We start from the raw sequence: 25053 nt of genomic DNA, 5'->3' as shown, positions 1-25053 counted from the left end.
CGATTATTTACACTGAAAGCTGCTCGATAGTCTGCAGAATACGCTTGTCCGAGATCGGATAAGGCGTGCCCAGTTGTTGGGCGAACAAACTGACGCGCAGCTCTTCGATCATCCAGCGCACCTCTTTCACCTCGTCATCCTGCAGGCGCTTCGGCGGCAGCTTGTTCAGCCACTGCTGCCAGGCCTGCTGCACCTGCTCCACTCGTAGCATTTGCGCGCGGTCACGGTGCGGATCGATGGCCAGCTTCTCCAGCCGTCGTTCAATCGCCTGCAGATAACGTAGCGTATCCGGCAGGCGCTTCCAGCCGTTGTTAGTCACAAACCCACGATAAACCAGAGCGCCGAGCTGAGTTTTAATATCCGACAGCGCCAACGCCAACGAGATATCAACCCGGCCTTTCAAGCGCTTATTGATGTTAAACACCGCCGTCAGAATTTGCTCGACCTGTTTGGCGACGCCCACCACCGTTTCATTCAGTTCGCCGCGCACCAGCTCCTGCAGACGGGCAAAGTTTTCCTCCTGCCACACCGGCCCGCCGTGCTCTGCGATCAGTTTGTCGATGCCGCACGAGATACAATCGTCGATCAGATCCAGCACTCTGCCGTAAGGGTTAAAGTACAGCCCCAGTTTGGCCTTGTTCGGCAGCTTTTCATGCAGATATTTGATAGGCGAAGGAATATTCAACAGCAGCAGGCGACGCGTGCCCTGCCACATCGCCTGTCGCTGCTCTTGCTCGCTGTCGAACAGGCGGATCGCCACGCTGTCTTTTTCATCCACCAGCGCCGGATAAGCCTTCATCGAGTAGCCACCGCGTTTCTGCTCATAAAACTCCGGCAGCTTGCCGAAGCTCCAGATATGCAGATTGCTTTGTTCCAGCCCATCGTCCGCCACCGCCGACAGCGTTTCCTGCACCTTATCCTTCAGCTTGAGCTTCAGTGCCGTCAGATCTTTGCCTTCACGCAGGGTTTTGTGTTTTTCACCCACCACCCGGAATGTCATCTTGAGGTGATCGGGCACCTGATCCCATTGCCAGTCTTCACGTGACACTGTCACGCCAGTCATGCGACGCAGCTCGCGCTCCAGCGAATCCAGCAGCGGCATTTCCAGCGGCGTCGCCCGCCCCAGGAAAGCTTCGGCGTAGTTCGGTGCCGGCACAAAGTTGCGGCGAACCGGCTTTGGCAAGGACTTGATCAGGGCAATGATCAGTTCCCGCCGAATGCCCGGGATCTGCCATTCGAAGCCCTGTTGCTCGACCTGATTAAGAATAGGCAGCGGAATGTGTACCGTAACACCATCGGCGTCGGTGCCCGGTTCAAACTGGTAAGTCAGGCGCAGCTTGAGATTGCCCTGGTACCAGGTGTTTGGGTAGTCCAGCGCACTGACCTGATTGGCACCGTCTTTGATCAGCATTTCTTTTTCAAAGCTGAGCAGGTCTGAATTTTGCTTACCGGCGTTTTTCCACCAGTTATCGAAATGGCGTCCGGACACCACATCGTTCGGAATGCGCTGATCGTAGAAAGCGAACAGGGTTTCGTCGTCCACCAGAATGTCACGACGACGCGATTTATGTTCCAGCTCTTCCACTTCGGCACGCAGTTTCAGGTTAGCGGCAAAGAACGCATGTCGCGTCTGCCAGTCACCTTCCACCAACGCATGGCGGATAAACAGCTCACGGCACAGCAGCGGATCAATGGTGCTGTAATTGACCAACCGCGCGGCAACAATCGGCAACCCGAACAGCGTTACTTTTTCGCTGGCCATCACCGCCCCCTGGGATTTGGACCAGTGGGGTTCACTGTAGCTGTGCTTCACCAAATGCTGAGCCAAGGGTTCTATCCACTCCGGCTCGATACGTGCGGCAATACGCCCCCACAGGCGGCTGGTTTCCACCAGTTCGGCCACCATGGTCCACTTCGGCGGCTTCTTGAACAGGCCAGAGCCCGGGAAAATGGAGAAACGCGCGTTGCGGGCACCGGTGAATTCCTGCTTGTCGGCATCTTTCTGGCCGATGTGCGACAGCAAGCCGGTCAGCAGCGCAGTATGCACGCTGCGGTAATCAGAGGGTTCGCTGTTAACCGGCAGCCCCAGCTCTTTCACCACCTGGCGCAGTTGGGTGTAAATATCCTGCCATTCGCGCACCCGCAGGTAGTTCAGAAAATCATTGCGACACAGCCGACGGAACTGGCTGGAGGAATGCTCTTTTTGCTGCTCTTTCAGCCAGTCCCACAGGTTCACGTAGGCCAGGAAGTCCGAGTCTTTGTCCGCAAAGCGACGGTGTTTTTCATCCGACGCCTGCTGTTTGTCCATTGGCCGTTCACGCGGATCCTGAATCGACAACGCCGCGGTGATAATCATCACCTCGCGCACGCTACCGCTCTTCTGCGCTTCCAGCACCATGCGCGCCAGGCGTGGGTCGATCGGCAACTGTGCCAATTGACGGCCCTGGGCGGTGAGTTGGTAATGCCCATTCTCTGCCGTTTTAATCGCGCCCAACTCTTCCAGCAGGCGCACGCCATCCAGAATATTGCGCTTGTCCGGCGCCTCCACAAACGGGAAAGCGGCGATATCCCCCAGCCCCAGCGAGGTCATCTGCAAAATCACCGACGCCAGGTTGGTGCGCAGGATCTCCGGATCGGTAAACTCCGGTCGCGACAGGAAATCCTGTTCCGCATACAGGCGAATACAAATACCGTCCGACACACGGCCGCAGCGGCCCTTACGCTGATTGGCCGAGGCCTGAGACACCGGCTCGATCGGCAGGCGCTGTACCTTGGTACGGAAGCTGTAGCGGCTGATGCGCGCCGTCCCCGGATCAATCACATACTTGATGCCCGGTACGGTCAGTGAGGTTTCCGCCACGTTGGTGGCCAGCACAATGCGCCGCCCGTGGTGCGACTGGAATACCCGGTTCTGTTCGCTATTGGACAGCCGGGCATACAGCGGCAAGACTTCGGTATGTGGCAGATTGAGGCGATTCAATGCATCGGCGGTATCACGGATTTCGCGCTCACCGCTCATAAAGATCAGGATATCCCCCGGCCCTTCGCGGCCAAGTTCGTCCACCGCATCGAAAATCGCCTGCAGTTGATCGCGATCGGTATCGTCGGCGTCGTCCACCACCGGACGGTAACGGACTTCCACCGGATAAGTCCGGCCGGAAACTTCAATAATCGGCGCGTTATTGAAGTGACGCGAAAACCGCTGCGGATCTATAGTTGCCGAGGTGATGATGACTTTCAGATCCGGGCGCTTCGGTAACAGTTCACGCAGGTAGCCGAGGATAAAGTCGATATTCAGGCTGCGTTCATGCGCTTCATCGATGATCAGCGTATCGTACTGCATCAACAGCCGATCCTGCTGGATTTCAGCCAGCAGAATGCCGTCGGTCATCAGCTTGACCAGGGTATTTTCCCCGACCTGATCGTTAAAACGCACCTTATAACCCACGCTGCCGCCCAGTGGGGTTTCCAGCTCGTCGGCAATGCGGTTGGCCACGGTGCGCGCTGCCAGACGCCGGGGCTGGGTGTGGCCGATCAGCCCTTTGACCCCACGCCCCAATTCCAGGCAGATCTTCGGTAGCTGAGTGGTTTTCCCCGAGCCGGTTTCACCGGCAACAATCACCACCTGATGGTCACGGATCGCCTGCAGAATATCCTGCTTTTTCTGACTGACCGGCAGGTTTTCCGGATAGGTTATTTTCGGGCAGGTCGCAGCGCGGGATTGCACCTTGCGCAACGCCAGCGTCATGTCACTTTCGATTTCAACGGCAGCCGCCAATTGAGCATCGGGATTTTTGATTTTTCGTGCGCCCTGCAGCCGACGTTGCAGGCGCTGTTGATCACGGAGCATCAGCTCGCCCAGTTGGGCAGACAATGCCGCGAGCGGAGATTTCACGTTCGATATTCCTTGTTTCATCGCTGCTGTATCAAGCGTTAGCAACGGTTTAATAATGGGTTAGCCCGTTTTTAGCTTTGGACGCGAAGAATATCACAAGCCGCTTTTTCCCCATAATCCCGCCGCTTAAGGCCCAAAAGGTTATTCAATAAAATCGAACAAAGGTCTCGAAATATTGCGCTATCACTGCTGGAAAAATGTGAATACAGTGTGCATGCAAGGGACGCACCGTCCTCTTAACCTAAGGAATTACCGATGAGCAAAGTATTGGTTCTTAAATCAAGCATCCTGGCGGGCTACTCTCAGTCTAACCAACTGGCCGATTTCTTCGTTGAGCAATGGGCAAACGCGCATGGCAACGACACCATTACCGTGCGTGACCTGGCTGCACAGCCAGTTCCGGTACTGGACGGTGAGCTGGTTGGCGCACTGCGCCCTTCCGATACGCCGCTGACCCCACGTCAGACCGAAGCGCTGGCCTTGTCCGATGAACTGATCGCTGAACTGCAGGCCAATGACACCATCGTTATGGCGGCACCGATGTACAACTTCAACATCCCAACCCAGTTGAAAAACTATTTCGACCTGATTGCCCGTGCCGGCGTAACCTTCCGCTACACCGAAAACGGCCCTGAAGGCCTGGTGAAAGGCAAACGCGCCATCATCCTGACCAGCCGCGGCGGCATTCATAAAGGCACCCCAACTGACCTGGTAGAACCTTACCTGCGTCTGTTCCTGGGCTTTATCGGTATCACCGACGTTGAGTTCGTGTTCGCGGAAGGCATTGCCTACGGTCCGGACGTTGCGACCAAAGCGCAGGCCGACGCCAAGGCCTTACTGACTCAGGTAGTTGCCGCCTGATGTCCCTCGCGGGGGCGTAATGCCCCCGCGAAGCCACCACCGAATGACTAAAGTCCTGTCACACCTGCACTACCCTCATAAAAATCCAATGCTGTATTTTATTGCGCGCCCAACGGCGCGCTTTTTTTTATTTCTTCAGCCACTGGCCGTTAATACCACGCACGTATTCCCCAGCCAGGGCTCGCGTTACCAGCTTCTGCCCCGCCATGCGTGCTACCTCGTCGATGGCGATATGATTGCTGTCTGCCACTTGCTGGTATTTTTCGGTACGTCCGGCATTAATGTTTTTCACCAGCGTCAACGTTTCGGCATCCTGCTTCACCGGCGCGATATAACCGCTGAGCGTTTCCCCCACGCGGCCCTGCTGTTTGGCCTCATCAAGCGTCAGCGCCATCGCCATGCTGCTGAACATCCAACCGGCGGCCATCAAACCTACATAACGTTTTTTCATGTTGGCTCCTAGAACAGGCCGCTTTGGGTTTTCAGCAGATTATCGACGTCCTTATCCACCTTGATGTGGATCTCATGCTCGATCTTCACGTTCATGTTGATGGTGATCGGATCTTTAGGCGTCGCGACCTCGATGCGCGGCACGCAGCCGCTCAGCAAAAACGTGCCCAGCACGGCGACCAGCAATGGTCCGCTGATGATTTTCATGGTTGTTCCCCAGGTTTTGAGAGGGCCTGTTCCAGCCACTCCTGTAAATTGTCGCCAAAGCGCAGACTGCGCCACAGCTGAAACACGTTTTCCTGATGGCTATAATTCAGGATAACTTCTCGTTTGGCACTTTTTTGCGGATTAACCCCGTCAATGCGCGCCTTCAGCGTCAGCTCACCGAGGTTGTCGAGATCAACCTTGGCTTTCGAGCGGTTAATCTCCATATAGCGCAGCCAGTCGATCGCCGCGCCGGTCGCCAGATTATTACTGCCGATAGCATCGGCCATATCCTTGTCCAGCCGCAGCGTCAGCATGCCCGAGTTGGCGATCCAACCGTTGTGCACCAGCCATTTTGGATGATTCAGATACAGCGGCAGTTCGCCATCCACGCGCCCGGACATGGCAAACTGTTTAGGCTTCAGCGCGGTAAACAAGGCGCTGAGATCAACTTTATCCAGTTTCAACACAGCGGCGTCATGCTGCGGCATACGCAGCGCCGACAGGCTGATATGGCCGTTTAATGCATCCATTCCAACGTTGCTCAGTGTCAGCGGTGTCTGTTCACCGTAAGGGTAAGTCCCCTGCAGATCGGCGGTAATATTCTGCATTTCAAACAGGTTGCTGAACGACCTGATGCGTAACATCACCGGCTTTTTGGCCCCCAACTGCCAGAGATGGTTTTTCAGCCGGTAGGACATAACAAAGTCCAGGCCGCTCATCTCGCCGTCTTTCAGCCACATGCCGCCGTTTTTCACCACCCAGTGGCCACCGGCCTCAAAGCCCTGTACCCGGGCCGCAGAGAAAGCCGACTGGGCATAAAACTCGCCGTCGCGCAGTTTGATGTTCAGATCGGGGGAGATCAAGGGTTGGAACACTTTCAGCGACTGTTTTGGCCACCAGCCTTCTCCGCGCAAGCGCTCGCCGTCCCAGCGGCCCCGCAGCGCTATCGGCCCAATCTGTTCCGCCTGCAGTTTACCCTGTAGCTGGACGTTGTCCGGTGCCTTGCCCTTGAGCTGCAGCGCCAGCACCGGGGCCGGCAGATAACCCCCGTTGGTGAAGCTCACCTTGCCGGAAACCAGCTGCAGTTCACCATTGAATGCCGGGGCCTGCTGGTCACGCTGCCATCGCAGCGGTTGGCTAAGGCTGAGGCGCGGTGCGTCTACCGTCACCATGCTGTACTTCAACCGATCAAAGCCGGTAGAAAGGCGATCGAGCACCAACGTGCTGTCCTGCCAACTGCCGCTGCCGGCGACGTCCCAGGCAGCCTGTAGCGGCGGCAATTGGCCGTTACCCCAATAGCGCCATTGCCAGTTACCGTGATCCGGCCAAAAATCCTGGGCCTTGCCGTCCAGATGCAGTTTAAAACGGCCCCAGTAGCTGTCGCTGGCATTAATGATCGCCTGCAGGCGGCCGGTGATGCCGCCCGCGGTGACCTTCACGCCGGCCAGCGGCAACCGCGCCTCTTCCAGTTTCATTTCCGGCGTGGCATTGCCCCACAAACGCAGCAGAGACCCAGACTGCAACAGCAGCGTCGGGTTAAGAATAGTGCCGCTGATGATGCCAGGGATGGAAGCGGTCATGGAAAAGTCGGCCATATTCGCCTGACCGGTCAGTTGGAAGCGTAAGTCGCTGTCGATTAGCCCGACCTTACCCGGCCCCAGCGTCAACACCGCGTTGCCTTTGCCGTTATGGCCGTCGGTGATCACATTTAAACGGGCGCTGATCTGAGCCTCATCAAAGCCTTTGCTCCAGTCATGCAGCGCGATGCTCAACCCGCCGTTAAGCGGTTGCTGACTGTACGGCCAGCGCCACTCGCCCTGCTTGATACTGACCTGCTGTGGATTGATCTCCCACGGCAAGGTGGCCAGGGGTTTCTCTGCCCCCTTTTCCGTCAGCGTCATCACGCCCTGCTGCTGTTGCCAGCGCATATCCACCAGCAAAGGTTTTTCCAGATAAGCCGTCTGCAGTTCACCCTGCAGTGCGCCTTGCGTTGGCATGCTGTCCAAATCCAGCGGAATGCTAATTTTGCCGGTCAGATGCAGCGGCTGCGGGCTGTTGGGCGCAGTGAGCGTCAGGCTGTTCAGCGTCAGTTGCTGATGTTGATCCAGCAGCGCGTCAACGCTGATGTTGGGGCCTTGATATTGCAGGCTCTGGCCTTCTGGCGTGGCGTGTATTTGCAGTTTACCGGCATAGAATTGCCACGGCAGCACCGAGAGGTCCTTGATGGTGATATCCAGCAGCGGCAGTTGCTTTTGCAGTTGGTCGAGCGCCAACGGGGCACTGTTAGCCTCACCGGCAGGCAATTTTGATAGGCAGGCCGTATCGACATGCAGCTTGTCGCCGATCAGTTGCCAACGCCCTTGCTGATAAGCCAATCGGGTTGGGCCGGCGCTGGCAAGCAGGCAGTCTTGCGCTAAAAAGCGGGCACCATCCAATTGCAAAGCGCCCTGCCGCCATTGTAATTTGCCCGACAAAACCAACTGGCTGCCCTGTGGTAACCAGTGCGAGAGCACACGCGGTAGCCAGCGCGGCAGAGTTTGCCACAGCGCCATTAGCAGGATCAGCACACTCACCACAATCCCTATGAATACTTTCAATCGCTTAGTCATTAAATGATTGCTTCATTCCTGAGTTAGGCGCCCTTTAGCCGGGCCAAAGGCCATTTAGGCTAAGTCTATGCCTGAATTGGCAATAATGATGGCATGAATTTGACATAGGGTGAAGCCGAGACCGAAGAAGATGCCTTGCACCGGGGCTTTTATAGCCATTGCTGCGGATACTGTAAGCTTTAGTTACATATTCATCACATGAATATGACCTGTTTCAGACTTTTGTTATTGTCGTTACATTTGATCATTAATAGTCTTGCAAGCATTCTAACAAAAGTCAGCAATTAGCTAACTATACTAGAGAAGCCATTCCCCACCCCCCGTGGGGATTTTTTTTGCTCCGGCCGAGAGCCTGCCCCCGTCATCTACCACGAATATTCGCCATGTTCCGGCGTCGCCAGCTACCCTTAATTGATACCGCCCCAGGCGATGACAGTTACCCCTTTTTAGCGTTACCGAAACCGGCTAACCAATTGTAGAATTTACTAAAATCTGTTAATTTGATCACAAAAATCACGCTGGAGAAACCACGATGAAATTGGCGATATACAGCACTAAACAGTATGACCGTAAATATCTCGAACTGGTGAATCAGCAGTTTGGCTACGAGCTGGAGTTTTTCGACTTCCTGCTCAGTAAAAGAACTGCCAAAAACGCCGCCGGTTGCAAAGCCATCTGCATCTTCGTTAACGACGACGGCAGCCGTGAAGTCCTTGAAGAACTGGCGGCGCTGGGGGTTGAAATTCTGGCTCTGCGCTGTGCCGGTTTCAATAACGTGGATCTGGACGCCGCCAAAGAATTGGGCATCAAAGTGGTACGCGTACCAGCCTATTCGCCGGAAGCGGTCGCTGAACACGCCGTGGGTATGATGATGTGCCTGAATCGTCGTATTCACCGCGCCTATCAGCGCACCCGCGATGCCAACTTTTCGCTCGAGGGGTTGATCGGCTTCAATATGCATAATCGCACCGCCGGGGTGATTGGTACCGGTAAAATTGGCATCGCCACCATGCGGATCCTGAAAGGGTTTGGCATGAAACTATTGGCTTATGATCCCTACCCAAGCGAACAAGCGCTGGAGATGGGGGCCGAATATGTCGATCTGAAAACGCTGTACGCACAGTCCGACGTGATCACCCTGCACTGCCCGTTGACGCCGGAAAACCACCATCTGCTGGACAGTGATGCTTTCACCCTGATGAAAAACGGCGTGATGATTATCAACACCAGCCGTGGCGCACTGATTGACTCCTCGGCGGCGATTGATGCCTTGAAACAGCAGAAAATCGGCGCACTGGGAATGGATGTGTATGAGAATGAACGCGATCTGTTCTTTGAAGACAAATCCAATGACGTGATCCAGGACGATATCTTCCGCCGCCTGTCAGCCTGTCACAACGTGTTGTTTACCGGCCATCAGGCTTTCCTGACCGAAGAGGCGCTGACCAGCATATCGGAAACCACGCTGAAAAATATTCACCAATTGGAACAGGGCGAGAACTGCCCTAATCAGCTCAATGCCTGATATCTTTAACAAGGAAAGTCGATGAAAAAGTCCATCTCAGTGGCGTTAACGGCGCTGCTGTTAGCGGGGTGTGGAATGAGCCAGAACGGTAAAACGGTGACAGAAAGCGATCTGCTGCATCACAATTTTGCGCTGCAAAGCGTCGATGGCGTGGCGGTGAAATCACGCCGCGGTAACGGCCCCAACCTTGAGTTCGGTGAGAAACTGCACGTTTCCGGCGCCATGTGTAACCACTTCTTTGGTAGCGGCCAATTGCAAGATGGCGTGTTGACGGTGCCAGGGCTGGCTTCGACCCGCATGGCCTGCTCAGACCCGCAGCTCAACCAGTGGGATTGGGTGATTGGCGACGTGCTGGGCAAAGGGGCAAAAGTCACCCTCAGCGCTCAGAAATTGACACTGAGCGGCAGCGGCCACGTCCTGGTCTATACCCAGCGAGACTGGGTGCAGTAACCCCCCCCTGTTCACCAGGCCCTGGCGGCCTGGTGTTCTTTCCGGTTTAACCGGCGGTTGAGCAGGCTCCCTGACCCAGGGTCCATTCTTCACATTGCTTACCATTCGGCATCTGGCACATTCTTACCGCCTCGCCGTTTAAATTGTGCGTCACGGTAGTGGTTCCGCCCACGCTGGCGCAGTTCGCGCTGGTCTGTAAGGTATTGATTCTGGCACTGTTGCCCTGCTGTACTGGCTCTTCATTTTTGCTGCTGCATGCGGCCAAAAGCAATACGGCACCGGCCAGCAACCATTTTGATGTTGTCATTATTCCACTCCTGAACCCGGAACTACGCTGTGTAAAATCGCCATTGCTGATAACTCGCATCACTTTATACGGACACGTTTCGTTATCTTTGATGCAAACCTATTTAATCTAGCCTGATATATAAATAATGAAAATATATTCCTGCGATTATTTGGCGTTTATTTGAACATTGCGATCATTCTTGTGGTCATCGCGGCTTTCACGCACCTCACAGAGCAGCCACCGTGCAGTCTGGGCGACAAGAGCGATGACAGGTTTGAAGGTGGGGGTTGGGAACAATGGGCAGACTGGGAATTGTCAGACAATAGTAAAAAAACAGCGTTGGTTTTGTTACTGGATGAATATAACTGATTCATTATTTTCAGTTATTATCACTGAGGATTTCAGCCAGCGTCACTGAATGTCACGCTGGCTATTTTTACTTTAAAATAACAATTAATGCGCTGCCGTTTTCGACAACAAATTAATCACCAACACACCGGCAATAATTAAGCCCATCCCGAGAACTGCCGGTAAATCCAGTTTTTGCTGATAAACAAATACCGCTGCAATTGATACCAGAACAATGCCCATACCTGACCAGATAGCGTAGACAATGCCCAGAGGCATGGTTTTAACCACCATTGACAGCCCCCAAAAAGCGACCGCGTAACCGACCACCACCACCAGCGACGGCCATAGACGGGTAAAGCCCTCAGAGGCTTTCAACATAGTGGTGGCGACCACTTCCGCCACAATCGCCATGGCTAAATACATAAATCCGCTCATCGTTTTTTCTTCCGTAAGTTCACCTGTTTGACAGTATGACGTGCTGGAAATAAATTGTCGTTAAACAACCATGACAATTCGTCTTTACGACGTAATTTTAATGCAGGAAATATCAACTTACAGTAACTCTCGTCGATTTTCCCACCGCCACACAAATGCGATAAAGGGCCAATATATCCCTCTGCTAGACTTTGTTAATTACTGCAAGAGGTGACTTTTGCGGCTTTTTGAGCAATGAAAGGTAAAGTCGATGATTACTACAGATGGTAATAACGCAGTCGCTTCCGTCGCCTATCGCACCAGCGAAGTGATTGCCATCTACCCGATTACCCCCAGTTCGACCATGGCGGAACAGGCCGATGCCTGGTCCGGCGACGGCCGTCAGAATATCTGGGGCGACGTACCGCGAGTGGTGGAAATGCAGTCGGAAGGCGGTGCAATCGCCACGGTCCACGGTGCATTGCAAACCGGCGCACTGTCGACCTCATTTACCTCGTCGCAGGGCCTGCTGCTGATGATCCCGACGCTGTACAAACTGGCCGGTGAACTGACGCCGTTTGTCCTGCACGTCGCCGCACGCACTATCGCCACGCACGCGCTGTCGATTTTCGGCGACCATTCCGACGTGATGGCGGTACGCCAGACCGGCTGCGCCATGCTGTGTGCCAGTAACGTGCAGGAAGCACAGGACTTTGCGTTGATTTCTCAAACGGCGAGCCTCAACAGTCGCCTGCCGTTTATTCACTTTTTTGATGGTTTCCGCACCTCGCATGAAATCAACAAGATCGTCCCGTTGAGCGACGATGCCCTGCGCCAGATGCTGCCGCAGGAGGCAATTGATGCGCACCGCAGCCGCGCGCTGTCGCCGGACCATCCCGTGGTGCGCGGTACCTCCGCCAACCCGGATACCTATTTCCAGTCCCGTGAGGCCACCAACCCCTGGTACGACGGTGCCGGCCAGCACGTGATTGATGCGATGGACAAGTTTGCCCAGATCACTGGCCGGGCATATCAGCCTTTTGAATATTACGGCCATCCGCAAGCCGAACGCGTAGTGATCCTGATGGGGTCTGCTATCGGTACCTGCGAAGAGGCGATCGACGCCCTGCTGACGCGCGGAGAAAAAGTCGGCGTACTGAAAGTACGGCTGTTCCGACCCTTTTCCGCGCAATACCTGCTCAGCGTGCTGCCGGAAAGCGCAACGAAAATCGCCGTACTGGATCGCACCAAAGAGCCAGGCGCGCTGGCGGAACCGCTGTATCTGGACGTAATGACCGCGCTGGCCGAAGCCTTCAGCCGGGGTGAACGCGCCAACATGCCGACGGTGATCGGTGGCCGTTATGGGTTGTCCTCGAAAGAGTTCGGGCCGGACTGCGCGTTGGCGGTATTTAAAGAACTGACGCTCGACAAACCGCGCCCGCGTTTTACCGTCGGTATTTTTGACGATGTGACCGGCCTTTCCCTGCCCCTCAGTGAAGAAACCCTGCCACAGCGTGCCTCACTGGAGGCGTTATTCTACGGCCTGGGTAGCGACGGGTCGGTTTCCGCCACCAAAAACAACATCAAAATCATCGGCAACAGCACGCCGCTGTACGCACAGGGCTATTTTGTCTACGACTCGAAAAAGGCCGGAGGCCTGACGGTATCGCATCTGCGCGTCAGTGAGCAGCCGATTAACTCGGCCTATCTGGTCAGCCGCGCCGACTTTGTCGGCTGTCACCAATTGCAGTTTATCGATACCTACCAGATGGCGGAACGCCTGAAACCCGGCGGCATTTTCCTGCTCAATACCCCGTACGGTGCGGAAGAAGCCTGGTCGCGGCTGCCTCAGGAAGTGCAGGCGGTGCTGCAACAGCGCCAGGCGCGATTTTACATCATTAACGCCGCCAAACTGGCGCGGGAATGCCGACTTGGCGCGCGCATCAATACCGTGATGCAGATGGCGTTTTTCCACCTGGCCCAGATCCTGCCGGGCGATGTGGCATTGCAGCAATTGCGCGACGCCATTGCCCGCAGCTACAGCAGCAAAGGCCAGGATATTGTTGAACGCAACTGGCAGGCACTGGCCGCTACGTTCGATGCACTGATTGAGATCCCACTGCAGCCGATAGACGACAGCAGCCCAATGCGACCGCCGGTGGTGTCCGACGCCGCGCCTGACTTTGTCAAAACCGTCACCGCCGCGATGCTGGCCGGATTGGGCGATGCACTGCCAGTGTCCGCCTTCCCGCCGGACGGCACCTGGCCAGTGGGCACCACACAGTGGGAAAAACGCAACATCGCCGAGGCGATCCCCATCTGGAAGCCGGATCTGTGCACCCAGTGCAACCACTGCGTTGCCGCCTGTCCGCACTCCGCCATTCGCGCCAAAGTGGTTCAGCCGGAGGCCATGGAACATGCCCCTGCCTCGCTGCAGTCGCTGGATGTAAAAGCGCGAGATATGCGCGGCCAGAAATACGTGCTGCAGGTGGCACCGGAAGACTGTACCGGTTGCAACCTGTGCGTTGAAGTTTGCCCGGCGAAAGACCGCCAGGATCCTGATATCAAGGCCATCAACATGGCGCCACGGCTGGAGCATCTGGCCGTGGAAAAAGAACACTACGACTTCTTCCTGCAACTGCCGGAGATCGACCCGGCGCAGCTCGAACGGATCGATATTCGTACCTCACAGCTGATTTCGCCGTTGTTCGAATACTCCGGCGCCTGTTCCGGCTGCGGTGAAACGCCGTACATCAAGCTGTTGACCCAGCTTTATGGCGACCGATTGCTGATTGCCAATGCCACCGGCTGCTCATCCATTTACGGCGGCAACCTGCCCACCACGCCTTACACCACCAATGCCGAAGGGCGTGGCCCGGCCTGGGCCAACTCGCTGTTTGAGGACAACGCCGAATTCGGTCTGGGCTTCCGCCTGACTGTCGACCAACACCGCAGCCGCGTATTGCGCCTGTTGAACACGCTGGCACCGCAGTTGCCGACACAATTGGTTAATGCCCTGCAGATGGAGGATATCGCACCGGAACCGCGCCGCCGGCAGATTGCTGAACTGCGCGGCCTGTTGGCGAAAATCGAAGGTAACGATGCACGCCAACTGGCAACCGACGCCGATTATCTGGTGGATAAGTCCATCTGGCTGATTGGCGGCGATGGCTGGGCTTACGACATCGGGTTCGGTGGGTTGGATCACGTCCTCAGCCTGACCGAAAACGTCAACGTACTGGTGCTGGATACCCAATGTTATTCCAACACCGGTGGCCAACAGTCGAAAGCTACCCCGCTGGGCGCAGTCACCAAGTTCGGTGAGCACGGCAAGCGCAAGGCGCGTAAGGATCTGGGCGTCAGCATGATGATGTATGGCCATGTGTATGTGGCGCAAATCTCGCTGGGTGCGCAGCTCAACCAGACGGTGAAAGCGATTCAGGAAGCCGAGGCCTATCCCGGCCCATCACTGATTATCGCCTACAGCCCCTGCGAAGAGCACGGTTACGATCTGGCGCTCAGCCACGACCAGATGAAGCAGTTGACCGCCACCGGTTTCTGGCCGCTGTACCGCTTCGATCCGCGCCGTGCCGATGAGGGCAAAGCTGCGCTGGTACTGGACTCCCGGCCACCAAACAGCAACCTGACCGAAACGCTGCTGAAAGAACAGCGCTTCCGCCGCCTGAACTCACAGCAGCCGGAGGTGGCCAGCGCGCTGTATCAGGCCGCAGAGAAAGAGCTGAAGGAGAAGTACGACTTCCTCAGCCTGCTGGCCGGCAAAGGGGAAAAATCTTCCGCCGAGTAAGTCATCGGGGTGCGACCGGTTCGCGCCCCGCTTCCAGCCAGCTTTGCCGCTGTGCCTCTTTCACCGCCCCCCGTACGTAGCTCACCTTTCCCTGCCATTGCGTGGCATCAAATTGCGCCTTTTCAATCACCGCTTGATAACGCGTGGCTTTCAGCATGCTGTCGGCCTGGATCAGCAGTGGAACGATACGAACCCCCACCCGATCCAGACTCGGGTAAGGCCATGGATGTGCCACATCTACATAGGGTGCCATGAAATCCAGTGCCGCCAACAATGAACTGCCTTGTTCGGTTCGGTAGTGCCAGAGATCAATCCCCTGCCGTTGTGCCAAACCAGCCATCAGCACCAAGGCTTGCAAGTTAAAATAGCTGTAGTGGAACGACCGGGTGCGCAGCAACTCCTGCGGCTGCGAACCATTGACGGCAAGCTGCAAGTCCAGCTTTTGCTGCGTCAGCGTCGCCATATCGCGCACGACCTGATCACGCCCGAGCCAGCTGGCGATGCCCGCCACCTGTACCGCATACCAACTGCCGTGATTATTCTTTGCGGCAGCCTCCTGCTTGCCGGCCGGACTGTGCAATAGCCAATCCAGATAACGGCCAAACCATTGCCGCAGCTGGCTTTCATCTTGCGCCGTCCAGCCCGGTGTCTGCTGCAGCAATAACAGGCTGTCGACAATGCGGGTGGCAAAATAACGTCCGTCCAGAATACCGTTCCCCCGGCCGTTGTCGCGCCCCGGAATGCCCTGAGCGTAGTTGAGGTTAGGATTCATCCGCGTTGATGGGGTGATAAACCAGGTGCGCAGCAACGCTATCGCCCGATCGCTATAGCGCCGTTGACCGGAGAAATACCCCGCCAGCGCCAGCGTCTGAACCCGCTGGGTGAACTCCGCCAAACGCACGCCGTCGCTTTGTTCATTCTTACTGGCCGGATTGACCTGTCCATCGCGGCGGATCCAGGGCAGCCCGTTGGCTTTACTCGCATCCGGCCACCAATAAGCCCCGAGGCTCAGATAGTCATGCTTATCGCCGCTCGGCGGCGTCAAACCTTTATCCGTGACGCTGAGCAACGGCTTTTGCAGCGCGCTGTCGGCGTCATGCATCAGTCGTTGGTAGTTGGCATCCCCTTGAGTCTGTGCTTTTACCTGTAACAGCTGCGGCTGCTGCAAGAAAATACAGCATTCAGTGGCGCTGGCGGCCAGCGGGGTCAGGCAAAACAAGAGGCCTGCCTGCAGGCAGATGCGTATCATCAAACGGGCTCCCCATTATGATCAGAGGTGATTGAGATTATCCTGCCCGGTTTTGTGTTTCCCGACAGATAAAAAACGTTTCCGGGCGTAAAAACACCGCTACATTCGGCTCTGCAAGCCACATCCTAAAAACTTTCCGAGAGGATCATCTTGCCCAACAAGTGGATAGCTGTGGATCCTCTCGCCCCTGACTTTCTTTATGGTTGTAATGGCTAAAACTTGCTTATACTGTATATAAAAACAGTATAGAGAAATGCACCATGAAACACTTTTCCCCCACGCCAACCCCAGAGAAACAGTTCATTCCGCTTTACGCCGATAACGTCCCGGCGGGCTTTCCCAGCCCCGCGCAAGACTATATACACGCGCGGATCGACCTCAACGAGTACTGCATTAGTCATCCTTCGGCGACTTATTTTCTGATCGCTTCAGGAGAAAGCATGATCGAAGCCGGGATCACCGACGGATCCATGCTGGTGGTCGATCGCAGTATTGGTGCCTGTCACGGCGATATCGTGATCGCCAGCATCGCAGGCGAGTTCACGGTTAAACGCCTGTGCCTGCATCCTGTCAAACAGCTTGAGCCGATGAATCCAAACTTTCGGCCAATACCGCTGCGCGAGGACAGCGACGATCAGAACATCGTCGGCGTGGTGGTTTCAACCATCACCAGGCTGAAATAATGTACGCCCTGGCCGATGTAAACAACTTCTATGCGAGTTGTGAAACGCTGTGGCGTCCGGATCTGCGTGGCCGACCGATCGTTGTGCTGTCGAACAACGACGGCTGTGTGGTGGCACAGAGCAAAGAGGCAAAGGCCCTGGGCCTGAAAACAGGCGCGCCCTATTTCAAAATAAAACATGATTTTGAGCGTGCCGGGGGGATCGCATTCAGCAGCAACTACGAGCTGTACGCCGATATGTCGATGCGAGTGATGGCCGTGCTCGAAGAAATGGCGCCGCGGACCGAAATTTACTCTATCGACGAAAGCTTCCTTGAGCTTGCCGGGGTACAAAACTGTGTCGATTTGGCCACGTTCGGGCGCCAGGTTCGCGCCCGCGTTTTGCAATGCACCGGCCTCACCGTCGGCGTCGGTATTGCCCAGACCAAGACGCTGGCAAAGCTGGCGAACTACGCGGCGAAAAAATGGAGTCAGACCCAAGGCGTGGTTGACCTTTCCAACCAGGAGCGACAGCGAAAATTAATGGAGAGAGTACCGGCGGCAGAAGTCTGGGGTATCGGACGCCGCATCACCAAAGAGCTGCAGACTATGGGGATCGAAACCGCACTGCAGCTGGCGGATGCCAGCACCACGATGATCCGCAAGCATTTCAGCGTGGTGGTTGAACGCACGGTGCGTGAACTGCGCGGTGAGCCCTGCTTGTCACTCGAAGAGTTTGCCCCAACCAAACAACAGATCATTTGCAGCAGATCATTTGGTGAACGCGTCACTGAATACCAGGATATGCATCAGGCGATCTGTATGCACGCTTCCCGTGCGGCAGAGAAACTGCGTGCAGAACACCAATATTGCCGGAATATCAATGCATGGGTTAAAACCAGCCCCTTCTCGGCTAATGAAAAGTATTACGGCAACACCGCGAGCATCAGGCTCAGTACCCCGACGCAAGATACGCGCGACATCATCGCCGCTGCGATTCGATGCCTTGATAAGATATGGCAGCCCGGTCACCGCTATCTAAAAGCCGGCGTTATGCTACAAGACTTTTACTCGCAAGGTGTCGCTCAGTTGGACCTGTTCGATGAGTATCAGCCACGGCCTAACAGCGCACGTTTAATGGCCGCGTTGGATAAAATCAATCAGTCCGGGCATGCCGGGATCTGGTTTGCCGGGCAAGGAAACCAACAGACATGGTCGATGAAACGTGAGTTTCTCTCTCCCGCTTACACCACGCGGGTGGCCGATTTACCGCGTGCCCGCGTGTACTGAAGCAAGCAAACCGCCTTTGCTGCCTCGGGTGTATGGATGAAATACCCAAGCAGCCCATAGAATGCTAAACTCGCTGCCTAAAACTTTATGCCCATAGTGCCCCCAATTGAGAACGAGCACGATTTAAATGTCAGAACAACAAACAGTTAGTCAAAAAGAGCAGTACAATCTGAACAAATTGCAAAAGCGCCTGCGTCGTAACGTGGGCCAGGCGATCGCCGATTTCAACATGATTGAGGAAGGCGACCGCATCATGGTTTGCCTGTCCGGCGGCAAAGACAGCTACACCATGCTGGAGATTTTGCGCAACCTGCAGCAAAACGCCCCGGTCAATTTCTCACTGGTTGCGGTCAACCTCGATCAGAAACAACCCGGTTTCCCCGAGCATATTCTGCCGGCCTATCTGGAAAGCCTGGGGGTGGAATACCAGATTGTTGAGGAAAACACCTACAGCATCGTCAAGGACAAAATCCCTGAGGGTAAAACCACCTGCTCACTGTGTTCACGCCTGCGCCGCGGTATCCTTTACCGCACCGCTACCGAGCTGGGGGCCACCAAAATTGCCCTTGGTCACCACCGTGACGACATTCTGCAGACGCTGTTCCTCAACATGTTCTACGGCGGCAAGCTGAAAGGCATGCCACCCAAGCTGATGAGCGACGATGGCAAACACGTGGTTATTCGCCCGCTGGCTTATTGCCGTGAAAAAGACATTGAGCGTTTCTCGGTTGCCAAAGGCTTCCCGATTATCCCGTGCAACCTGTGCGGCTCGCAGCCTAATCTGCAACGCCAGGTGATTGGCGATATGCTGCGCGACTGGGATAAACGTTACCCTGGCCGTCTGGAAACCATGTTCAGCGCGATGCAAAACGTAGTACCTTCGCACCTGAGTGACTACAACCTTTTTGATTTCAAAGGGATTCACCACGGCAGCGAAGTGGTTGACGGTGGCGATCTGGCCTTTGACCGTGAAGATATTCCAATGCAACCGATCGGCTGGCAACCGGAAGATGCGGATGACACCGCCCCGGTGCGTTTAGACGTACTCGAAATCAAGTAAGTCGTTATTCCGCCCGCACGCTGTGGGCGGAAATTTCCCTTCATCAGTTTTCGATCCCGCTCGCAATTTCAGCAGAATTCATCAGACAGTGCCGTTTTTATCCTATACTGTGTTTTTATACAGTCACTGGAGATTACCGATGAACATCACCCCTTGCTTGTCTCACGTTTCTCTCGGCAGCAATCATTTTGACGCCGCAGCCGACTTTTACGACCGAACCCTTGCCGCACTAGGTTGCCGACGGGTGTTGGAACACCCTGGCGCCATTGGCTATGGACGTGACTATCCGGAGTTCTGGTTGCAGGTGCCGATCGACGGTAAACCGGCCACTACCGGCAATGGCCTGCACGTGGGTTTTTTCGCCACCAGCAAACAGCAGGTCGATGATTTTTACCGTCAGGCGCTGCAGGCCGGTGCGACAGATGAAGGGGCCCCCGGTTCGCGGCCACACTATGGCGAAGCCTATTATGGCTGCTTTGTTCGGGATCTGGACGGACATAAGATCGAGGCCAGTTTCTGGGATGAGAGTGCGGCCTGACGGGGCAAATTGCAGACAAAAAAATGCCGGTGATTAAACCGGCATCGTATGAATCAATGTGCTATGCAGTAATTCTAAATATAAGAAAGTAAGACAATTATGGAGCACAACGCCCATCGCTTGACGTTGCATTCACCTGCGAGATAGATCATGCCCCATTTCCCCCCGGCAAAAGTTGATATCGCTCAATGTTAACCGGGTTATCAGCGTTTTTTGGCTACAGCCAGCGGCGTCGCTTCAGCCACCAGCCCAGGCCGAACACCAATCCGGTCAGCGTCAGGCAAAATGTAGCAAAACCAAAAGGGTTGCCGCCGCCTGGAATGCCGCCCAGGTTGACGCCGAACAACCCGGTCAAAAAGGTCGTCGGCAAAAATACCATCGCCAATAATGACATAGTGTAGGTGCGGCGGTTCATGGCATCGGCCATCACGGTGGTGATTTCGTCAGAAAGGATCGCAGTACGGGCAATACTGCCGTCCAAATCATCCAGCCCGCGCCCTAACCGATCGGCAATATCCTGCATGCGGCGACGGTCGTCATCATTCATCCATGGCAGACGATCGCTGGCCAGCCGGGAAAATACATCACGCTGCGGTGCCATATAGCGGCGCAGTACGATCAGCTGTTTGCGGATCAGCGCCAGTTGCCCGCGTTCAGGTACCTGCTGCTCCAACAGCGAATCTTCCAGATCGATGATCTTGTCATGCAGATCCTCGATAAACTCGCTGGCGTGATCGGTCAGCGCATCCGATATTTCCACCAGCCAGTTGCCGCTGTTGGTCGGCCCGCTGCCGCTTTGCAGATCGTTCACCACCTGGTCGATGGAGTAGACCTTGCGATGGCGGGTGGAAACGATCAGTTTGTCCGTCATATAGACGCGAACGGTCACCAACTGATCCGGCCGCGAATTGGCGTTAAAGTTAATGCTCCGCAGTGTAATCATGGTGCCATCGCCCACCTTACTGACGCGTGGCCGCGAACTCTCTCCAGACAGCGCCTCTCTGACCGCATCCGGCAGCAGCGGCGTGGTGGCCAGCCATTCGGCGCTGGCAGGGTGAGCATAATCGAGATGCAGCCAGCAAGGCTCATCGCAGGTGACTTTGTCATCGTAATCAATCGATGTTACACCGCCCTTGCCATCGAGCTGGTAGGCATACACTGCGTCGGGAACCTGTAACTCGCGCCCCTCAATGACTTCCATTCCTCATCCCCTCTGCTGTTCAGTTATTCCAGAGTCTAGCGTTATTAGTATGCAGATCAAAGACCAAGCTGTAAGGGTTGATTTCTCGCTCGGCCCCGAACTCACTATACTTGTGCATGCCAAGGAGTGATTGAATGCCCAACAGGAGAAAATCATGTTTGATATTAGTGCCGCGGATATTTTGAAGGGGGTATTTCTCCCTCTCATTACCCTGTTCATCACCATCGTCAAAACGCCGTTTCGCATCAGGCAAGAAAACCACGGCAAATTACGGGCCTTGCTCGAGTCGGTGGAATCTAACAAAGGTGAACGTATCCAACTGCTGCTGTTCAGGGATTATATGCGTAGCAAAAACGCCAGCCTGCTTGAACTTCAACAACTGCTGGCGCTGCCAGATGCTATTCGGGCGCTGGAACTTTATCGCTTTACCCACTCTCAACAACAGATACTGCGGGTGACACCCAATGGTTTCATGTTGAGCGCGCGGGCAGATAATGGCTTTAAACGTTTTTTGCTGTCATGCCGGTATTTCGTGCAGTATCTATTTTTCGTTAGCCTGTTGGTCTTGTTACCCGCTCTGGCACAGTTAGGTATGCAACAGTTGGGCGTGACCATTACGCCATCATCGGTTTCATTCTTGCCAGGTGCAAAAATAGCCAACTACGGGCAATTGCTCTTCCCGGTCTTATTATTCCTTATGACCATGGGATGGTTGTTATACATGACGTTCAAGCAGCTGTCGCAAGCCGGTGACACCGGTGCCGAAACGCGCTTCTTTCGCTATTATCAACAAGCGCTGGAAGCAAGTAGGGCCCGTGAGTTGCTGAAGCAATTACGCGAATTTTTAGGTACCGCGGCAGGATGATGACAATGAAAGCAATTACGTTACTCTACCGTCCGCTGAGCCTGATTGGGCTCTTGTGCGCTTTCTGCCTGCACGCCAGCCCAACCCTGAACCACTATACCGACACTTACCAACTACAACTGGCGGGGTCAGGCCAACTGCCGTATTTTGTGGCTAAACCGCAGGCTAGCTCACCACACTCGGCTTTGGTCGTCATTCATGGCCACCCGCGAGATGCCGGTAAAACCCTACAGGCCGCAATTAAGGCCGCCCAACTGTCTGCCAGAACTGATGACACGCTGCTGGTCGCCCCACTGTTCCCCGTCAGCGACAGCCAGGCCGCACACTGCCATTCACCGGGTGTCCCCCCAGCACAGGCAGGTGATGCGCTGTGGAGCTGCAGTTCCTGGATTGAGGGTGGCCTGGACTCTCTCGGTCAAACCAACTCATTTGCCGCACTAGATCGTCTGGTTACCGAACTGAAAATAAAATGGCCGCAAATACAATCGGTCACCGTCGCTGGGTTTTCTGCCGGTGCGCAGTTTGTGCAGCACTATGTTGGGTTCGCCAAACCACCTGCCGGCGTGACCCTGCGTTATGTCATATCCGATCCGGGCAGTTGGCTCTATTTTGATAGTCATCGACCGCAACCGATTAAAAACGCACACCCTGCCAACTGGCGCGACTGTAACCAAAAAGGACACTGTAGCTTTGATTGGGTTGAAGGTAATACGGACACCTGCCCGAACGTCAATAGGTGGAAATACGGTATTGATTCTACGCCCCCCTTTCTCGATCAAAACCCTGAGTCCGTGCGTCACCGCTATGCAGCAGCGGAGATCATCTATATGGAGGGCGAGAAGGATACCGGCAATGCGCCAGGTACATTCTACAAAATACTCGACAAGTCCTGCGCGGCAGAGGCCCAAGGCCTCTATCGACTACAACGCGGTATTGCCTATGCCGCTTACGATCGGCGATTTATTGCCCCGCACGCCAAGCGTGATTTGCTGATTATTCCTGGTTGTGCACATGATGTGGCCTGCGTGTTTCCATCTTCTCTTGGTCGCAAGGCATTATTTAAGCAAAATGCAGACTAATAATAACCGTGATGAAATAAAAGCAGTTCCAATCCAAGCGGATATAGTGAATAAAGCGCTGGCTAAGATATCATTATTATGACTTAACATATCAACAGCAATTTTAATTCAAATTAACAATAAAAAATTAACACAAAGCTGTTCCAGCTCAAATTTCAGAGGCATATACTACCCTAACTACGAGGAGGTAGTTATGTTACGTGACCATTTAAAATTAGATGACAGCGATACGCTGGAAAAAATCCGCAGTGTCCGTTTCCAAAATCAGGGCCAAGAAGAAATCAGTGAGTTTATCGTCAAGAATGCCTATGGGGCACAGGTTGGCAACGTCTCAGTCCATGACCATCTGAGTACTCGTCGCTCCTATCCAACCAGCTATCGCATTACCCAAACAGATATGACAGGTCGCGTACTGGTCGACGCCATGCGAGACAGCTTATAACCTATAAATAACGCCAAGCGCCGTACAACTATTAATTACCCAAATAAAGATATCGCCTGTTTGCTTTTAAAGGAGTCATTGCCATTGTTAACATAAATTCCAGGAAAATTATTTCATCATTCGACAAGTAAACATAATCCGACCCCGATTGACGGAGCCGGATTAAATATTATCAGTGTTTGGTTATATACATCGTCTGGCTGTAAGCCACGTCTTCCGGATTGGTGATCGGGTAGCCTTTCACCCAGGGTTTGATCAGTCGGCCATTGGTATACTGATAAATTGGCGCGATCGGTGCCTGTTCGGCGATGATCTGCTCAAGTTTGTTGTAATCAGTGGTCAAGGCTGCCGGACTGGTTTCTCGGCTGGCCTGCGCGAGCAGTTTGTCGTAATCCGCACTGTTGAATTTGGCGATATTACCGCTGTGGGTGGAGCTTAACAGCGACAGGAAGGTCGAGGCTTCATTGTAATCGCCGACCCAGGAAGCACGCACCACGTCGAAATTGCCGGTGTTACGGCTATCGATATAGGTTTTCCATTCCTGATTTTGCAGCTTGACGTCAATACCGAGCGTTTTCTTCCACATTGAAGCCACGGCAATCGCAATTTTCTGATGGCTTTCCGACGTGTTGTACAACAGCGTCAGTTTCAGCGGATTGTTCGGACCATAACCTGCAGCCTGCATCAACGCCTTGGCCTGGGCGTCCAGTTCGGCCTGGGGTTGCTGTTGCAACAGGCTCACTTCCGGTTTAAACCCGGCGGTGACATCCGGTGTGAAGTGGTAAGCCGGTTTTTCACCGGTCCCCAACACTTTTTCGGCGATAATCTTGCGATCGATAGCGTAAGACAATGCCTTGCGCACCCGCACATCGTTAGTCGGCGCGCGTTGGGTGTTAAAAGCATAATAATAGGTGCCGAGCTGATCCGGGGTATAGACCTGCTTTGGAATGTCTTTCAGCAGCTTTTGGTACATGTTTTTCGGGAAGGACTCGGTGATATCGATATCGCCGGCCAGATAACGCTTGGTGGCGTTGGATTCCTGATTAATCGGCACAAAGGTCACTTTGGTCAGCACCGTGTGCGCATGATCCCAATAGTGATCGTTTGGTGTCAGTACCAGTTTCTCGTTAACGACCCGTTCCTGCAGTTTAAACGCGCCGTTACCGACCAGGTTGCCGACCTTGGTCCAGTCGTTGCCAAATTTCTCTACCACCGCCTTGTTGACCGGGAACAGGCTGAAGTTGGCCGTCAGGCTGACAAAATACGGCACCGGTTTGTTCAACTGCACTTTGAAAGTGTAATCATCCAGCGCGGTGACGCCCAGCTTATCGGCAGGCAGCTTGCCGGTAATGATCTCATCGGCGTTTTGGATGCCGGCCAACTGGGCAAACCAGGCAAAAGGTGACAAGTTCTTTGGTTCAACCAGCCGCTGCCAACTGTAAACGAAGTCTTTCGCCGTGACAGGGTCACCGTTAGACCAGCGCGCATCTTTACGCAGGGTGAAAATATAGGTTTGGTTATCGGTGGTTTGCCAGCGGGTGGCGACGCCGGGGATCACCTTGCCGTTGGCATCCTGGTTCACCAGCCCTTCAAACAGATCGCGCGCCAATTGCGCTTCCGGCAGGCCAACCGCTTTAATGGGATCGAGTGAGGCCGGCTCATCTTTGATATGGCGAACTATTTCCTGTTTCTCCGCCAGCGTGGTACCTGGGGGAACCTGAGCCGCCATGGCGCTGCTCAACCCTGCGCCAATCGCCACGGCACACAGCGCCAAACGAAAACCCTGTTGAATTTTTTTTCTCGTCATTCTGA

General features: G+C 54.7%; 20 protein-coding genes. 11 read left to right on the top strand and 9 right to left on the bottom strand.

What is annotated here, in order from left to right:
• Positions 1-7: 7 nt before the first annotated feature.
• The gene (gene hrpA / locus OCH02_RS04730) at positions 8-3895 is read right to left on the bottom strand and encodes an ATP-dependent RNA helicase HrpA (RefSeq protein ID WP_261430102.1); all 3888 of its coding nucleotides are present in this window, start codon (positions 3893-3895) and stop codon (positions 8-10) included.
• A gap of 255 nt (positions 3896-4150) precedes the next feature.
• On the opposite strand from hrpA, the gene azoR reads away from it, so the two are divergent.
• Positions 4151-4756, top strand: a complete 606-nt coding sequence (gene azoR, locus OCH02_RS04725) for an FMN-dependent NADH-azoreductase (protein ID WP_261430101.1) — start codon at positions 4151-4153, stop codon at positions 4754-4756.
• Positions 4757-4883: 127 nt separating this feature from the next.
• Here the strand turns inward: azoR and OCH02_RS04720 are convergent, their stop codons facing one another.
• From OCH02_RS04720 to OCH02_RS04710, 3 genes are read right to left on the bottom strand one after another with little or no spacing between them, the layout of a single operon-like run.
• Positions 4884-5207 carry a YdbL family protein gene (locus OCH02_RS04720; protein ID WP_261430100.1) on the bottom strand — a complete coding sequence of 108 codons (324 nt, stop codon included), beginning with the start codon at positions 5205-5207 and terminating at the stop codon, positions 4884-4886.
• An 8-nt stretch (positions 5208-5215) separates the two neighbouring features.
• A complete protein-coding gene (locus OCH02_RS04715) occupies positions 5216-5413 on the bottom strand; it encodes a YnbE family lipoprotein (RefSeq protein ID WP_012145326.1) in 198 nt (65 codons plus the stop codon).
• Complete coding sequence (locus OCH02_RS04710) at positions 5410-8022, bottom strand: YdbH family protein (protein WP_261430099.1); 2613 nt, start codon at positions 8020-8022, stop codon at positions 5410-5412. The genes OCH02_RS04715 and OCH02_RS04710 overlap by 4 nt, the downstream gene beginning before the upstream one ends.
• Before the next feature lie 532 nt (positions 8023-8554).
• On the opposite strand from OCH02_RS04710, the gene OCH02_RS04705 reads away from it, so the two are divergent.
• Both OCH02_RS04705 and hslJ read left to right on the top strand, forming a co-directional pair.
• Positions 8555-9547, top strand: coding sequence for a 2-hydroxyacid dehydrogenase (locus OCH02_RS04705; protein WP_261093992.1), 993 nt, complete (start codon positions 8555-8557; stop codon positions 9545-9547).
• Positions 9548-9568: 21 nt separating this feature from the next.
• Positions 9569-9997, top strand: a complete 429-nt coding sequence (gene hslJ, locus OCH02_RS04700) for a heat shock protein HslJ (RefSeq protein WP_261430098.1) — start codon at positions 9569-9571, stop codon at positions 9995-9997.
• Positions 9998-10043: 46 nt separating this feature from the next.
• Here the strand turns inward: hslJ and OCH02_RS04695 are convergent, their stop codons facing one another.
• On the bottom strand, positions 10044-10304 hold the full coding sequence (locus OCH02_RS04695; RefSeq protein WP_017892986.1) for a DUF333 domain-containing protein: 261 nt from the start codon (positions 10302-10304) through the stop codon (positions 10044-10046).
• Between the two features lie 435 nt (positions 10305-10739).
• A complete protein-coding gene (locus tag OCH02_RS04690; protein WP_012145331.1) occupies positions 10740-11072 on the bottom strand; it encodes an SMR family transporter in 333 nt (110 codons plus the stop codon).
• A 250-nt stretch (positions 11073-11322) separates the two neighbouring features.
• Here OCH02_RS04690 and nifJ point away from each other — a divergent pair, with 250 nt between their 5' ends.
• Complete coding sequence (gene nifJ, locus OCH02_RS04685) at positions 11323-14856, top strand: pyruvate:ferredoxin (flavodoxin) oxidoreductase (RefSeq protein WP_261430096.1); 3534 nt, start codon at positions 11323-11325, stop codon at positions 14854-14856.
• A 1-nt stretch (position 14857) separates the two neighbouring features.
• Here the strand turns inward: nifJ and OCH02_RS04680 are convergent, their stop codons facing one another.
• Positions 14858-16102 carry an alginate lyase family protein gene (locus OCH02_RS04680; protein WP_261430790.1) on the bottom strand — a complete coding sequence of 415 codons (1245 nt, stop codon included), beginning with the start codon at positions 16100-16102 and terminating at the stop codon, positions 14858-14860.
• A 263-nt stretch (positions 16103-16365) separates the two neighbouring features.
• Here OCH02_RS04680 and umuD point away from each other — a divergent pair, with 263 nt between their 5' ends.
• From umuD to OCH02_RS04660, 4 genes are all read left to right on the top strand, one after another.
• Positions 16366-16788, top strand: coding sequence for a translesion error-prone DNA polymerase V autoproteolytic subunit (umuD, locus tag OCH02_RS04675; RefSeq protein WP_261430095.1), 423 nt, complete (start codon positions 16366-16368; stop codon positions 16786-16788).
• On the top strand, positions 16788-18056 hold the full coding sequence (umuC, locus tag OCH02_RS04670; protein WP_261430094.1) for a translesion error-prone DNA polymerase V subunit UmuC: 1269 nt from the start codon (positions 16788-16790) through the stop codon (positions 18054-18056). The genes umuD and umuC overlap by 1 nt, the downstream gene beginning before the upstream one ends.
• A 127-nt stretch (positions 18057-18183) precedes the next feature.
• Positions 18184-19116: a tRNA 2-thiocytidine(32) synthetase TtcA gene (gene ttcA / locus OCH02_RS04665; protein ID WP_261430093.1), complete on the top strand. Its 933-nt coding sequence runs from the start codon at positions 18184-18186 to the stop codon at positions 19114-19116.
• Positions 19117-19255: 139 nt separating this feature from the next.
• Positions 19256-19654: a VOC family protein gene (locus OCH02_RS04660; RefSeq protein WP_012145336.1), complete on the top strand. Its 399-nt coding sequence runs from the start codon at positions 19256-19258 to the stop codon at positions 19652-19654.
• A gap of 217 nt (positions 19655-19871) precedes the next feature.
• Here OCH02_RS04660 and zntB read toward each other — a convergent pair whose 3' ends face one another.
• Positions 19872-20855: a zinc transporter ZntB gene (gene zntB / locus OCH02_RS04655; RefSeq protein ID WP_261430092.1), complete on the bottom strand. Its 984-nt coding sequence runs from the start codon at positions 20853-20855 to the stop codon at positions 19872-19874.
• Between the two features lie 154 nt (positions 20856-21009).
• Between zntB and OCH02_RS04650 the strand changes: the two genes are divergently transcribed.
• The 3 genes from OCH02_RS04650 to OCH02_RS04640 all read left to right on the top strand — a co-directional run bounded on the left by OCH02_RS04650 (position 21010) and on the right by OCH02_RS04640 (position 23241).
• Positions 21010-21720 carry a hypothetical protein gene (locus tag OCH02_RS04650; RefSeq protein WP_261093738.1) on the top strand — a complete coding sequence of 237 codons (711 nt, stop codon included), beginning with the start codon at positions 21010-21012 and terminating at the stop codon, positions 21718-21720.
• Positions 21721-21725: 5 nt separating this feature from the next.
• Positions 21726-22799, top strand: coding sequence for a hypothetical protein (locus OCH02_RS04645; protein ID WP_261430091.1), 1074 nt, complete (start codon positions 21726-21728; stop codon positions 22797-22799).
• A 193-nt stretch (positions 22800-22992) separates the two neighbouring features.
• Positions 22993-23241, top strand: a complete 249-nt coding sequence (locus OCH02_RS04640; protein WP_261093736.1) for a hypothetical protein — start codon at positions 22993-22995, stop codon at positions 23239-23241.
• 172 nt (positions 23242-23413) lie between these two features.
• Here the strand turns inward: OCH02_RS04640 and OCH02_RS04635 are convergent, their stop codons facing one another.
• On the bottom strand, positions 23414-25048 hold the full coding sequence (locus OCH02_RS04635) for an ABC transporter substrate-binding protein (protein WP_261430090.1): 1635 nt from the start codon (positions 25046-25048) through the stop codon (positions 23414-23416).
• Positions 25049-25053: the final 5 nt, after the last annotated feature.

This window comes from Serratia quinivorans, from assembly GCF_946227985.1.
Lineage (GTDB): Bacteria > Pseudomonadota > Gammaproteobacteria > Enterobacterales > Enterobacteriaceae > Serratia > Serratia quinivorans_A.
This window is presented reverse-complemented; position numbering and strand designations above follow the sequence as displayed.

Bases quoted from the DNA above. Each gene is read 5' to 3' on its own strand.
- azoR (WP_261430101.1), top strand. From the start codon at position 4,151: ATGAGCAAAGTATTGGTTCTTAAATCAAGCATCCTGGCGGGCTACTCT.
- OCH02_RS04720 (WP_261430100.1), bottom strand. From the start codon at position 5,207: ATGAAAAAACGTTATGTAGGTTTGATGGCCGCCGGTTGGATGTTCAGC.
- OCH02_RS04715 (WP_012145326.1), bottom strand. From the start codon at position 5,413: ATGAAAATCATCAGCGGACCATTGCTGGTCGCCGTGCTGGGCACGTTT.
- OCH02_RS04710 (WP_261430099.1), bottom strand. From the start codon at position 8,022: ATGACTAAGCGATTGAAAGTATTCATAGGGATTGTGGTGAGTGTGCTG.
- OCH02_RS04705 (WP_261093992.1), top strand. From the start codon at position 8,555: ATGAAATTGGCGATATACAGCACTAAACAGTATGACCGTAAATATCTC.
- hslJ (WP_261430098.1), top strand. From the start codon at position 9,569: ATGAAAAAGTCCATCTCAGTGGCGTTAACGGCGCTGCTGTTAGCGGGG.
- OCH02_RS04695 (WP_017892986.1), bottom strand. From the start codon at position 10,304: ATGACAACATCAAAATGGTTGCTGGCCGGTGCCGTATTGCTTTTGGCC.
- OCH02_RS04690 (WP_012145331.1), bottom strand. From the start codon at position 11,072: ATGAGCGGATTTATGTATTTAGCCATGGCGATTGTGGCGGAAGTGGTC.
- nifJ (WP_261430096.1), top strand. From the start codon at position 11,323: ATGATTACTACAGATGGTAATAACGCAGTCGCTTCCGTCGCCTATCGC.
- umuD (WP_261430095.1), top strand. From the start codon at position 16,366: ATGAAACACTTTTCCCCCACGCCAACCCCAGAGAAACAGTTCATTCCG.
- umuC (WP_261430094.1), top strand. From the start codon at position 16,788: ATGTACGCCCTGGCCGATGTAAACAACTTCTATGCGAGTTGTGAAACG.
- ttcA (WP_261430093.1), top strand. From the start codon at position 18,184: ATGTCAGAACAACAAACAGTTAGTCAAAAAGAGCAGTACAATCTGAAC.
- OCH02_RS04660 (WP_012145336.1), top strand. From the start codon at position 19,256: ATGAACATCACCCCTTGCTTGTCTCACGTTTCTCTCGGCAGCAATCAT.
- zntB (WP_261430092.1), bottom strand. From the start codon at position 20,855: ATGGAAGTCATTGAGGGGCGCGAGTTACAGGTTCCCGACGCAGTGTAT.
- OCH02_RS04650 (WP_261093738.1), top strand. From the start codon at position 21,010: ATGTTTGATATTAGTGCCGCGGATATTTTGAAGGGGGTATTTCTCCCT.
- OCH02_RS04645 (WP_261430091.1), top strand. From the start codon at position 21,726: ATGAAAGCAATTACGTTACTCTACCGTCCGCTGAGCCTGATTGGGCTC.
- OCH02_RS04640 (WP_261093736.1), top strand. From the start codon at position 22,993: ATGTTACGTGACCATTTAAAATTAGATGACAGCGATACGCTGGAAAAA.
- OCH02_RS04635 (WP_261430090.1), bottom strand. From the start codon at position 25,048: ATGACGAGAAAAAAAATTCAACAGGGTTTTCGTTTGGCGCTGTGTGCC.